14 protein-coding genes are annotated in these 12,229 nt (G+C 54.1%); 1 reads left to right on the top strand and 13 read right to left on the bottom strand.

Going from position 1 to position 12,229, the window contains the following annotated elements:
* Positions 1 to 16 precede the first annotated feature (16 nt).
* The 3 genes from MELB17_RS18880 to MELB17_RS18870 form a co-directional block, all read right to left on the bottom strand.
* Entirely contained in the window at positions 17 to 1,219 is a 1,203-nt protein-coding gene (locus tag MELB17_RS18880; protein ID WP_007351935.1) for an esterase/lipase family protein, read from the bottom strand.
* A 123-nt stretch (positions 1,220 to 1,342) separates the two neighbouring features.
* Positions 1,343 to 2,458, bottom strand: coding sequence for a ferrochelatase (hemH, locus tag MELB17_RS18875; RefSeq protein ID WP_007351934.1), 1,116 nt, complete (start codon positions 2,456 to 2,458; stop codon positions 1,343 to 1,345).
* Positions 2,459 to 2,503: 45 nt separating this feature from the next.
* Complete coding sequence (locus MELB17_RS18870; RefSeq protein ID WP_036185558.1) at positions 2,504 to 2,935, bottom strand: TIGR01244 family sulfur transferase; 432 nt, start codon at positions 2,933 to 2,935, stop codon at positions 2,504 to 2,506.
* A gap of 158 nt (positions 2,936 to 3,093) precedes the next feature.
* On the opposite strand from MELB17_RS18870, the gene MELB17_RS18865 reads away from it, so the two are divergent.
* The gene (locus MELB17_RS18865; protein WP_007351932.1) at positions 3,094 to 3,546 is read left to right on the top strand and encodes a phasin family protein; all 453 of its coding nucleotides are present in this window, start codon (positions 3,094 to 3,096) and stop codon (positions 3,544 to 3,546) included.
* A 24-nt stretch (positions 3,547 to 3,570) separates the two neighbouring features.
* Here MELB17_RS18865 and MELB17_RS18860 read toward each other — a convergent pair whose 3' ends face one another.
* The 10 genes from MELB17_RS18860 to MELB17_RS18815 form a co-directional block, all read right to left on the bottom strand.
* Positions 3,571 to 4,200 carry a TetR/AcrR family transcriptional regulator gene (locus MELB17_RS18860; RefSeq protein ID WP_007351931.1) on the bottom strand — a complete coding sequence of 210 codons (630 nt, stop codon included), beginning with the start codon at positions 4,198 to 4,200 and terminating at the stop codon, positions 3,571 to 3,573.
* Between the two features lie 36 nt (positions 4,201 to 4,236).
* On the bottom strand, positions 4,237 to 5,049 hold the full coding sequence (gene xthA, locus MELB17_RS18855) for an exodeoxyribonuclease III (RefSeq protein WP_007351930.1): 813 nt from the start codon (positions 5,047 to 5,049) through the stop codon (positions 4,237 to 4,239).
* 89 nt (positions 5,050 to 5,138) lie between these two features.
* Positions 5,139 to 5,948 carry a hypothetical protein gene (locus tag MELB17_RS18850; protein ID WP_007351929.1) on the bottom strand — a complete coding sequence of 270 codons (810 nt, stop codon included), beginning with the start codon at positions 5,946 to 5,948 and terminating at the stop codon, positions 5,139 to 5,141.
* Complete coding sequence (locus tag MELB17_RS18845; RefSeq protein ID WP_007351928.1) at positions 5,945 to 6,466, bottom strand: DUF2878 domain-containing protein; 522 nt, start codon at positions 6,464 to 6,466, stop codon at positions 5,945 to 5,947. Before MELB17_RS18845 ends, MELB17_RS18850 begins: the two co-directional genes overlap by 4 nt.
* Positions 6,463 to 7,746: an SAM-dependent methyltransferase gene (locus MELB17_RS18840; RefSeq protein WP_036185534.1), complete on the bottom strand. Its 1,284-nt coding sequence runs from the start codon at positions 7,744 to 7,746 to the stop codon at positions 6,463 to 6,465. The genes MELB17_RS18845 and MELB17_RS18840 overlap by 4 nt, the downstream gene beginning before the upstream one ends.
* Entirely contained in the window at positions 7,734 to 8,627 is an 894-nt protein-coding gene (locus tag MELB17_RS18835; RefSeq protein WP_007351926.1) for a DUF1365 domain-containing protein, read from the bottom strand. The genes MELB17_RS18840 and MELB17_RS18835 overlap by 13 nt, the downstream gene beginning before the upstream one ends.
* 72 nt (positions 8,628 to 8,699) lie before the next feature.
* A complete protein-coding gene (locus tag MELB17_RS18830) occupies positions 8,700 to 9,965 on the bottom strand; it encodes an NAD(P)/FAD-dependent oxidoreductase (protein ID WP_007351925.1) in 1,266 nt (421 codons plus the stop codon).
* Between the two features lie 33 nt (positions 9,966 to 9,998).
* Positions 9,999 to 10,793: an SDR family NAD(P)-dependent oxidoreductase gene (locus MELB17_RS18825; protein ID WP_007351924.1), complete on the bottom strand. Its 795-nt coding sequence runs from the start codon at positions 10,791 to 10,793 to the stop codon at positions 9,999 to 10,001.
* Entirely contained in the window at positions 10,790 to 11,257 is a 468-nt protein-coding gene (locus MELB17_RS18820) for a nuclear transport factor 2 family protein (RefSeq protein ID WP_007351923.1), read from the bottom strand. Before MELB17_RS18820 ends, MELB17_RS18825 begins: the two co-directional genes overlap by 4 nt.
* Positions 11,254 to 12,210, bottom strand: coding sequence for an acyl-CoA desaturase (locus tag MELB17_RS18815; RefSeq protein WP_036185550.1), 957 nt, complete (start codon positions 12,208 to 12,210; stop codon positions 11,254 to 11,256). Before MELB17_RS18815 ends, MELB17_RS18820 begins: the two co-directional genes overlap by 4 nt.
* Positions 12,211 to 12,229: the final 19 nt, after the last annotated feature.

Below are 12,229 nucleotides of genomic sequence, written 5' to 3'. Positions count from 1 at the left end.
GTCTGCTGCTGTTTTCTCAAGCCAGCCATTCCAGTATCTGGTCATGCACGACCTTGTTGTCGAGCAACGCAAGGTGATTCAGCTTTTCAAACACCCGGCAGTCTTCCGGGCGTATTCGCAACGTCTTCAAATCATCAGAATGATGCCCTTTTGCGCTATCCAGCCGCACCAAAAGATCTCCCACCATGGTGCTGGAAAAGTCTGTTGGGTGATCGCCAATGGTGGCGGCCAGGAAATAGTGCCGGGCGCCCTTTAGCAGCGGAACTGGCTTGCGGATGTCGGGGTGAAACTCATCCTGATCGATTCCTTCCCAGTCATCGTCAAGCAAATTTCCATATCGCAGGTCTTTGATGCCGGCGCTGGTGTGTTGCGCAAGTGCAAACGGGCTGGCGTAGCGGAACTTTTGCATGACAAAGGTGAGTAAGTGCCCGGCTTTTGCCAGCGCGGCGCCGTGGTGGGGTGAACCCAGGTAAAGTGCTTTTTTGACCAATTTGGTCCAGGGTAATGTCGGCTCGCTGCCATACCAGCAGGCGCTGCGGATAACCAGCCCGCCCATGCTGTGGCCAATCAGAACCAGCTCTTCAACTTCGACCGGCCAGGCATCAATTAATACCTGAAGTTGTTCGCTTAACTCCCTGCCGTTACTGGAAATATGCCGGCCCGTGTTGTAGTTGAGGTACAGTGGCGTGAAGCCATGGGCGCGCTGCAGTTCGATACCCAAATCCGCTTTTTCGTGGTCTTTCCAGTACTCGTGTGACAGGCACAGGCCGTGTACCAGTAACACGATGCGCGGACTGGCGTCGGGAAACATGGCGCCCACGCTTTCTGAGTCAGGTCTTAGTTTTGCGCCTTGGCTATCTCTGAAATGCAGGGTAATCGCCAGGGGATTGTTACTGGCTTCGAGGTGATCACCGCAGACACCATTCAACGCAGCTGCGACTTTCTCGCTTTGTGCCGAGTGTGGGGGCTCGTCATCCGCTGAGAACCCGTCAAGGGATCGATGCAAGCCTTGTTGCAATGAAGACATGGTCGACTGAATAAACTGATATGTGTGGCCCTCCCGTTCCTTAGAGGGCAATCCTGTAATGTCACGCAGCCGGTTTAACGGATTTATCTCCCGGACAATCGTGCGATGTGTCCGTTCGGCTATGCGGGTAACGCCACCAGCCACATCCAGAAGCAGTTGGGCTGAGCCGTGTAGCGATTTGACTGATACCATTGTGTGGATCTCCTAGCATATGCAGAAGATTTTGACACAGGTAAAATGACGACGACAGATTAATAAGGGGACAGATTTGAAATCTGTCCCCGGGCACAACGGAAGCCCTGCGCGCACAAGCTTCTACAGTTTTGCCGTTTCGTGAGGATACACCGCTGCCTGCTGCGCATCGGCCAGGGCCTGGCGCTCAGCCAGGTGTTCCGGATTGTTCTGCGGTATTTGCCAGCCTTGAATATTCTGCTCGATCAAGGCGACCAACGCATCAATGTGTCCCTGCGTTGCGTTCAATGCCGTAATGTAGTTAAACGCCTCGCCTCCGGATTCCATAAAGTACTCGCGGTTTTCTTCGTCGATTTCTTCTACTGTTTCCAGGCAATCTGAAGAAAAGCCCGGGCAGAATACATCCACGGATTTGACACCCTGACCGGGAAGCGACTTCAGGGTTTCGTCGGTATAGGGCTTCAACCATTCTTCACGGCCAAATCTTGACTGGAAGGTGGTCATGTATTCCTCTTTTGCCAGGCCCAGACGCTCAGCCAGCAGGCGCGATGTTTTGTGGCATTCGCAGTGGTAAGGGTCGCCTTTGGTCAGGTATTTCTTCGGCACGCCGTGGTAAGACAGCATCAGCTTCTGTTTGCGCCCGTGCTCTACCCAATGGGCCTCGATAAGCTCCGCCATGGCCTCGATGTACGGCGGAAAATCGTGGTAGTGAGAGATAAAACGAAAATCTGGCAGCCAGCGGCGCTTGGCAAAATCTTGGGCGATGGCGTCAAAGGTGGAGGCTGACGTCGACGCGGAGTATTGCGGGTAAAGGGGCAGTACCAGCATTTTGCGCACGCCTTGCCGTTGCATTGCGTCCAGTGCGCTGGCCACGGATGGGTTGCCATAGCGCATGGCAAACTCCACCACCACATTGTCGCCGTAACGGGCTTTGAGCTCTTCGCCAATGGCGCTGGCCTGGTTGGCCGTGTGTATCATTAACGGCGAGCCTTCTGGCTGCCACACGCCGGCGTAGGCTTTGGCACTGCGTGACGGGCGAATGCGCAGGATGACACCGTGCAAAATCAGCCACCATAAAGGGCGGGGCACTTCTACTACGCGAGGGTCCCACAGAAATTCCCCCAGATAGCGCCGCAGCGCCGAGGGGGTTGGGGCATCGGGTGTTCCCAAATTGGTCACCAGCACGCCCAGGCGTTCCGGTTGGTTGTGGCGGAAGTGTTCGGAACCTTTAAATTGCATGAATGAATCCTGACTGATGGCCTGTGCGAGTGGGGTGTCGGCTTATTAGCTCTTTTTCTGAGCCTGCTGAGCCAGCCGCGGCGCAATTCCGCTGATGTCGTAACCGGCGCTTTGGGCCTTTTCAACTATTTCCTTTGCCGGGGTCTCACCAGCCGAACTGAGCGCCCACAGAACAGTACAGCGAGTTCCGGAACGACAGAAAGCCAGTACGGGGGCGTCGGCTGTGCGGATCATTGCGCCGAAGCGTTCCACGTCATCATCGCTGATGTCCCCAGGGGCCACCGGCATGTATACCCACTGCAGGCCATGTTCACGCGCGGCTTCTTCAATACCCGCCATAAGCGGCTGGCCAGGTTCTTCGCCATCCGGGCGATTGGCGACCAGGGTTTTGAAACCCAGGCCAGCGATGGCGGGTAGGTCGGCTATCTGAATCTGCGGTGCTACCGAAATACGGTCATTGATTTTTCTGAGGTCCATGGCTTTATCTCCCGGAATCGAGTTTGAAAACAGACGGCCATAATCGCATACCGCGGCGAACATGCAAAAGAAAGCCTCCACTGCAATCGGGCGCCGGCTGTAATACAATGGGTGCATAGTTTTAACTTGCGCTTCTGCGCCTGCTTGGAGGTTTTGTCATGACTGATGACCAAGAAAAAAATACGGATGCGGATGCCCAGCTGCCGGACAAAATAAAGGATTCCGATGCCCAACTGCCGGGCAAAATAAAAGATTCGGCACGACAGATCTGGCTGGCAGGGCTAGGCGCCTTCAACAAGGCCGAAGAAGATACCGGTCGTTTTTTCGAACGCCTGGTGCAGGAAGGCGAGCAGATGGAAAACCGCACCCGCGGTGTGGTCGAGAAACAGCTGAAGTCGGTGGAAGACCGGGTAGAAGGCGTACGCGAGCGCGCCACAGGCACCTGGGATAAACTCGAGCATTTGTTCGATCAGCGGGTATCTGGCGCTCTGCGTCGCCTGGGAATGTATCGGCAGGAAGATGTCATGAGCTTGGAAAAGCGGGTAGAGCGCCTGGAAGCAGAACTTGATCGCCTAAAGGAATTAACGCCGGGCTTTAATGAGGAAGAGTGACACTCTCACCAGAGCCCCACTGTTTTATAGATAACTTCGGCTGATCAGCAAAGCCTGTTCTTTTTCCTCTGCTGCCAGGTAAGGCAACATCAGGCACATGGTCTGGTATACGCCGCGACCGGGGTCCACCGCATTACGATCATCAAGATGTGAAAGCGTATCAAAACTGCTCCAGTAACAAGTGGTTAGCGTTAACTGATCACATAAAGTCGCTAACTCTTCGGTGCCGATAGTCATAAACCCTTGGGCGCTGAAGCTGGTGCAGATGGTGTGGAACGCGGTGTTCTTCAGCTTCAATATTTTGCGAAATTTTGGCTGTAGCCGGGGATGGCGCGACAGCACATTGACAAGATCCTGGTACAAAAAACGGTAGCGGGCTACCGCTTCGAACAACAAGTGCAAAAAGAAATTTTGCTGGTCCAGGCTTATGTTGACGTCAGCAGGCACGGCCAACAGGTCGTGCATTTCAAGCTCGAAGCTTTCAAACAATTCACTGACAATGTCGCTTTTGTTGTTGAAGTGGTAGTAGAGGTTGCCCGGGCTGATGTCCAGTTCATCGGAGATCAGCAGCGTGGTTACATTCGGCTCGCCCAGGGCGTTGAACAACGCCAGGCTGGTATCGAGAATGCGATCGCGAGTTTTGATCTTTGCCATAACCCGCGACCACCTTCCTGGTTGACGAAAAAATAATTAGAGCGTGAATCTGGCCCATACTGGAGCATGATCAGAAGGGCGATCCATAGCCCGAACATCATAGCTGACGCCGGCGCTTTTCGCTTGGGACAGCAAGTTGTCACTGGCCATGATCAAGTCAATGCGCAGCCCGCGTTTTGGCTCGCGATCGAAACCTTTGCTGCGGTAATCAAACCAGCTGAACGTATCCGCTTCGTGGGGGTGAAGGTGGCGGAACACATCGGTATAGCCACGGCTTTCAACTTCACCCAGCCATTGGCGCTCCTCTGGTAGAAAGCTGCACTTGCCGCTACGCAGCCAGCGCTTGGCGTTATCGGCGCCGATGCCGATATCTTTGTCCGTCGGGGAGATGTTCACATCGCCCATCACCACCACTTTGGTATTGCGCAGCTTTAGCTCATCCAGGTAGCTCATCAGATCCGCATAGAACTTCTGCTTCGCTGGAAACTTCACCGGGTGATCGCGACTTTCGCCTTGGGGAAAGTAGCCGTTGATAACGGTGAGGGTTTCACCATTCACGGTGAAGTCTGCGGTAATCAGTCGGCGCTGGGCGTTGTCCAGATCGTCCGGAAAGCCTTTGTATACCTTATCGGGCGCCATTTTTGACATAAGCGCCACGCCGTAATGGGTCTTTTGGCCGTGGAAATGCACGTGGTAACCCAGCGCTTCGATGTCTGCCAGCGGAAAATCTTCATCGCTGACTTTTGTTTCCTGCAGGCCAATAAAATCCGGCTCCAGCTGCTCAATAACCGCGGCAAGCTGATGTAGGCGTGTACGAATGCTGTTGACGTTGAATGACACAAACATCATGGGGGACGGTTCTCCGGCACAAGTTTAATGAGAGTTTAACACATTGAAACCGCGAGGGAATGGCGCTTGGTTTTCGCTTAAGGAATGGTCTACGGTGCCAGCAGCGGACAGGGGGGATATTCGGTTACGCTATAGACGATATCCGCTTGAATATTTTCTTGCTGGTTGAGACGGATATTGGTCAGGCCGGAATAGTGGGTCAGGGCACCTTGCTGGTTATAGCCAAGCAAAATGGGTTCCACTATCAATCGTAGAAACAGGCTGGTCGGGCGAATCTGAATCAGATGATCGGCGCGAATGCGGTCGCTGTTGCTCTTATTATCGGCCGGCTCCATCACAAAACCATAGTAACTGCCGCGGGTTGGCGCCAGAAACTCGAAGTTTACAGAGCCGCCCTCAACCACGGTCTGCCAGTTTTGCCGAACCAGATTGTCAAAGCCAGAATCCACCACCAGGCTGTTATTGCTGTCCAAACGAAACTGTTCAACTCCCTGGGCGGGTGATTGCCATTCGATGGCAACACTTCCTGAATCATAGCCGACCGTCAGGCGCTCGTTGAACCGGGGTTGAACGAACTCCACGTCAGGGCGCAGCAGGCTAGGCTGTTCGCCGCGGTCATAGCGAAGCTGCTTGGAGGCGAACGGGGTATCAGAGCTGGCGTCAAAATATTCAACCCTGTGGCTCTGCGGTTTGAACTGATTACCGCGGCAGACGCCCTGTATCGTATGTTGTTCGCGGTAAAGCTCGCTGCCGGCGTTTGCGCTGCCCAGAGGACGAGCGCTGCCGGTGAAGTGGAACTCGGCGCTGGCGTTGGCCATAGCAGGCGCCCAGGCCAACGTTGCGGCAAGAGCAGCCGTTGCACACCACCAAAATTTTGGCTTTGCTTTGCGGGCGCTCATGGCGCAAGCCTTGGGTACAGAGAGTCGCGCAGAGACAGCAGCGCCGGAAACAGCACCAGCCACCCCACGGCCAGTGCCAGTACAGACGGCAGCAAATTGGGTAGGGTCACGGCTCCTAGTGCGCTGGCGGACCAGTAAGCAAAAGGCCCGGCAATGGGCACTATCAGGAACATCAGTAGCCGGTTGCGGCCCAGCCACTTCAGGGAATGATTAAGCGAGGTCATAAAAATGGCCCAAAGCGCAATCAGCCAGGGCGGCGTTATGACAGCAGCGCCACTGGTGTCGGCAAGAATGCCGGTGCGCAGCCAAAGGCCATCCAGTACAGACCCTGCCAGAGTACCTATAACAATAAACTGGAGTTCATCCAGCTTGTGCTGACTAACCAACACAAAATGCAACACCAGAAATACCGCCACAATGGCCAGCGCCCAAGCCTGAGAGAGCATAACGCAGGCCAGCCAACCAAGCTCGAACATGACGAAATTCAGAATGTTACGATAGGTTTGTGAGGGAATCATACGCTATGAATGGGTGCGTGTTTGTGGCCGGGTTTCGCCATCAAAATTTGCGCTACGCCAATGGCCCGTTCACTGAACCCTGCTTCGCAATACGCAAAATAGAAGTGCCAAAGGCGCTGAAATGCGTCGTCATAGCCTCGTTGGTGAAGATTTTGGCTGTGAGCCTGAAAGCGCTGACACCAGTCATTAAGAGTACGGGCGTAGTGAAACCCTATGTCTTCAACGTGGGCAAGCACCAGGTCCGTTTGCTCGCGCACGGCGCCCACCATGGCTCCGAATGATGGAATAAAGCTGCCCGGGAAGATGTAGCGCTGAATAAAATCAACGTTTTTCAAGGCTCGCTGATAACGCTGTTCCGGCATGTTGATGGCTTGTATAAGCGCAAGGCCTTCAGGTTTTAACAGCTGGCTGATTTGGCCGAAGTAACTGGGCAGAAACTGCGGGCCAACGGCTTCAATCATTTCGATAGACACCAGTTTGTCGTACTGGCCGCTCAGGTCGCGGTAGTCATCAAATAGCAATGTAATGCGGTCTTGCAGGCCTTCTGCTTCAACCCTTTGTTTTGCCAGCGCCAGTTGTTCAGCCGAAATGGTGGTGGTGGTCACGTGGCAGCCGTAATGCTTGGCAGCGTGAATAGCGAAACCGCCCCAGCCAGTACCGATTTCAAGGACTTGGTCGCCAGGCTTGAGTTCCAGCTTGCGGCAGATAACATCGAGCTTATAGGCCGACGCTTCGTCTAGAGTACTTTCCGGCGCCTGATAGATGGCCGACGAATACATTAAAGAGGGGTCTAGAAACAGCTCGAACAGGTCATTGCCAAGATCGTAATGGGCACTGATATTTTTACGCGACCCTTCTGGCGTATTGCGATTAAGCCAGTGCAGCCCCTTCAGGGTGGGCTTCGTTACCCAGCTGAAACGGTCTTCAAATCGATTCATCAAATCAATGTTGCGGCTGAAAAAGCGTAGCAGGTACACCAGATTCGGGGAGCTCCAGTCGCCGGCCACATAGGCTTCAGCGGCCCCGATACTGCCGCCGGTGAGTAGGTCGCGCCACGTACTGTGATTGTGGATGATCAACTCGGCGGCAGGGTAGGCCCTGTTGCCATCCCCTACGGTGACATCGCTGGCGCCGGCTTCACGAATAACCAGTGTGCCTTGTTGCAGGCGGTTCAGCTGCTGCATGACCAGTGAACGCGCCACCCGGCTAGCCATAGAAGAGGGCCGCCGCGCGGCTGTAATTTTCGCCGAAACCGCTGAAGACGTATTCATATTCTCCATGAGCTAACCTTTCCACTTGTTCCTTGAGATTGATCATTGGATTGCTCTGGTACAAGATCCAAGCCGCAATCCTCTTGCCCCAGCCTGAACGCCGGGTTGTTGGGTTCCAACTTGTCCGGATGGGTGTAAAACGGTGCACCTTTCAATTTCAGTTTCAGCGCATGCCAATATATTCTGGCGCTGACTTTTAATGCTTCCAGCGGAAACTGGCGCAAGCTGGTATGCAGTATCTTACGACTGAGCGGCGTGCGTTGGACCACCAGGGTGGCGTCAAATTGACGGATATTCTCTTCCATCACGCTCATGTGAACGCGCAATTGGGGTCCACGAAAGCTGAAGGTCCAGCGATAATTCTGATGCATGCCGTTGAACGGCGACACGTGAAAGCGTTTTTCGAACTCGAATTGCTCGCTGCGCCAGCCCGCTTTGTTGGCCGCATGCCCAACGGTTTCCAGGCAGTAGGCGTGGCGATCATGCCAGGGGGTGTTGGTAATCTGCGCGATGATTACCCTCGGTACGGCGCCGGTGGCAGGGTTGTCACCCTTGGTGTAACAGAAATAGAAGCTGACCGGATTAAACACGTAGCCAAAATAGCGCGGGTGGGTGATCAGCTCGATTTTGCCATCGGGGGTCCAGCCAGTGGCCTCAAAAACATAGTCCCGCAGGGCCTGGCCTAAACGGCCGTGGTCTGGCTTGAAGTAGTCTTTCCGATACAACGACAGCCAGTTAAATCGTTCCACAGAAAACAACGGGCTAACCGTGGTGGCCAACTGCCAGTTGTCGACATCCAGCGCCAGCATACCGGTGTGATAGCTGAACTCGTGTTGCACAGGATGTTGGCGCCGGTGGCGTATGCTGCCTTCTAACCAATCACTGCTCATAGTTACTCTTCAGGTAGTTACTCTTCAGGTAGTTACTATCTAGGTAGCTGCTGTCCAGATTACTGCGCATGGCTAGAGCTCCACACCAAGGGCGCGGGTTACCCGCAACGCACTGTTTACGCCGTCTTCGTGGAAGCCATTGAACCAGTAGGCACCGCAGAAGTGGCTGCGGTTCTGGTTACCGATGTCATCGTAGCGTTTTTGTGCCGCGACAGCCTCCAGGGTGAACACCGGATGAGCATACTCAAATTTTTTAATGACCTTGTCGGATGCTATGTCGTGGCTACGATTCAAGGTAACGCAAAACGTCTCGTCTGCGCTGTGGAAATTCTGCAAAACATTCATGTTGTAGGTTACCGATACCGGCTCGTGACTGCTCGCAGGGATCAGGTAATTCCATGCCGCCCAAGCCCGGCGATTCGACGGCAGCACACTGGCGTCCGTGTGCAATACCACATCGTTATTCTGGTATGCGATGGCGCCAAGGATCTGTTGTTCAGCTTCAGTGGGCTGCGCCAGCATGGCCAGCGCCTGATCGCTGTGGCAGGCAAATACAACCTGGTCAAAGCGTTGCTCTCCGCCTGCGCACACCACGGTAACCCCGTCTGCGTCACGTTTCACTTGCTGCACCGGGCTATTCAACCGCAGGCGGCCGTCCAGGCGGCCCATCATTTTGCCCACGTATTGCGCAGAACCGCCGGTTATCACTCGCCAGGTAGGCCTGTCATCAACCGACAACATGCCGTGATTGCTGAAAAATTGTAGAAAGAAACGTATCGGAAACCGCTCAAGTACCACTTCGGATGCCGACCAAATAGCGGACCCCATAGGCACGATGTAGAAATGTCGGAAGTATGCCGAGTAGCCGTTGCGGTCCAGGTAGCTACTCAGGGTTTCGCTGTCGTCGATGCTTTGATCGGCCAACTGCTGCCGGGTTTCCTTGTTGAAACGCAAGATTTCGCGAATCATTTTCAGGAATCGAGGGTTTAACAGGTTGCGGCGCTGGGCAAACAGGGTGTTCAGGTTCGTGCCGTTGTACTGTAGGCCCGTGCGGCGACTGTCGACACTGAAACTCATGTCGCTGACTTCTGACGCCACCCCTAACCGATCCATCAGCTTGATGAAGTTCGGATAAGTCCAGTCGTTGTAGACAATAAATCCGGTGTTTACCGGCCAGAAACGACCGCCCGAAGAGACTTGTTCAGTATTGGTGTGACCTCCGGCGTAATCCGCTGCCTCGAAAACTTCGACATCGTGGTGCTCTGCCAGCAGCCAGGCTGCTGTGAGGCCAGACACACCGGCACCAATGACAGCAATTCGCTGACGCTGAAAACTCATTAAATATTCGCCTTATGCAAAGATCATGTCAGGTTATTTGGAAGCGTTAGCGGCTGATTGCCGCGCCATGGCGGCTGCCATTCGGTCGACAACCGGTTGTGGCAGTGCGCCCAAGAGCTTCATGGCCCAAGTGAACCGTTTGGGGAAGGAAATATCACGATGGCCTTTCTTCAAGCCGCTGACAATGCGCTCCGCGGCTTGTTCGGCGGTTACAATAAAGGGCATGGGAAAATCATTGGCGTCGGTCAGGGGCGTTTTCACAAATCCCGGCGATACCACGACGACATCAATGCCTTCTGGTGCCAAATCAGCTCGAAGGCAATGGCCCAAATAGCTGAGCGCCGCCTTAGAAGCACCATAGCCTTCTGCCCGCGTGAACGGCAGCCACCAGGCTGACGAGCTCACGATGACCAGAGTCGCCGGTTCGCCTTCGGCGCGAGCCCGGCGCAGCGCCGGCAATGCGATGTCCAGGCTGCGGGCGGTACCCATCACATTCGTTATGATGTTGTTACCAATAACGTCGCTGCTGTAGTTGGCAATGTCGACGTAGTCACAGGTACCCGCGTTCAAAATGGCCATATTTAGCGGGCCGTGGCTTTCTAAAACCGGCGCAATTGTAACCAGGTCATCGCTACTGGTGGTGTCGGCGGCAGCAACACTGATACGGTCTGAAGCCAACTGTTGCAGGCTTTGCAGTGGCTCCGGGCGGCGGCCGGTAAGCACCAGCTTATGGCCGTCGGCCACAAGCGCACGGGTTAGTGCCTCGCCAATGCCGGAGCTTGCGCCTGTAAGCCAGATATTGCTGCTTTTTTGAAGCACGTTTTTCATCCGGCGTGTTCCTTGATTTTGCGAATAATACCGCCCAGCAGTGGCAAGTTTTCATAGAGCATCTGGCCGGCATCGAAGTAATCACGATGATAATTCACTTTGCCACAGTCAATGTGTAAATGGCTGATGCCTTCTACTTGAATTTCTTTGCCCCCATTGATGCGCTTGTGGCGCAGGTGCATAGTCCAGGGAAGGGTAACGGTGCCTTCGTCAACGACTTCATGGTCAAATACAAAGTGGGAGGCGATGACGTTCTGGTACGAGCCCGCAAAATAACGAGTCAGCTCATCTAGGCCATGAACTTCGCCCAGAGGATCTTTAAAGTGGATATGCTCACTATAAACTCCGGCGAGCTTATTCAGGTTGCCTTTGTCTAATGTGTTAAACAGCTCTCGAAAGCGATTAACAACGTGAGGCGTAGCCGCATGTTGTGAGCCCACCTCGATTGTTGACGCGATGGTCATGACTGCATTCTCCTGATGGAATCCAACTTGCGGGTTTCTTCCTGAACGTTTTTCGGAATTGGGTTTAGATCCCAGATAATGCCTAATCGGGCCAGTAACCACAGGCCATACCAGGTAATGTCGATTTCGTACCAGCGAAAACCTTGGCGTACAGACTGCGGCCAGCGATGGTGGTTGTTATGCCAACCTTCACCCAAAGTAAGCAACGCCAGCCAGAAGTTGTTGCGGCTGTCGTCTCCGGTTTCAAAACGCCGCTTACCCCACACATGCGACAGCGAGTTGATGGACACAGTGGCGTGAAATAGCACCACAGTAGAGATAAAGAAGCCCCAAACTAATAACTGCAGGCCATTCGTTCCCAGCCCGGGCGCCCAAGCTGCCAAGCCTTCACCTATGCCATAAATCATCAGTGCCGCGATGGCCGGCACCAGGGCGTCGAACCGATTGATAAAGCGCAACTCGGGGAATTTCAACCAATCGCGTACTTTGCGTTCGTTCATGGCAAAACCGGCGTCACACGTGAACCACCCCGCGTGAGCCCACCAAAAACCGCCCTGCTGGGGCGAGTGCAAGTCTTGCTCTTGGTCTGAATGCTGGTGATGATGGCGATGATGTGCCGCCCACCAAAGGGGCCCGCGCTGTGCCGAACTAGCACCCAAGATCCCAAAAATAAATTGGGTTTTCCTGCTTGTCTTGAATGTTTTGTGGGCAAAATAGCGGTGATAAAATCCGGTAATCGCAAACATTCGCAGCCAGAAAAATGCCAGTGCGAACATCACCGCAAAGGTGCTGGTGCCGGTAAAATAGACCAGCAGGCATGACAGATGCAGGGCAATAAATGGTATAACGCGAACTAGGTTGAGCGCCCGTGAATCACTGTCGAGGTTGTCCGCGCCTGCGTCGGAATCAAACCATCGAACGATATTTAAGAACCAATGTCGAACTGGGGTCATACCCTTTAAGCCTTTAATT

Origin of the sequence: Marinobacter sp. ELB17, from assembly GCF_000169375.1 — a bacterium.
GTDB lineage: Bacteria > Pseudomonadota > Gammaproteobacteria > Pseudomonadales > Oleiphilaceae > Marinobacter.
This window is presented reverse-complemented; position numbering and strand designations above follow the sequence as displayed.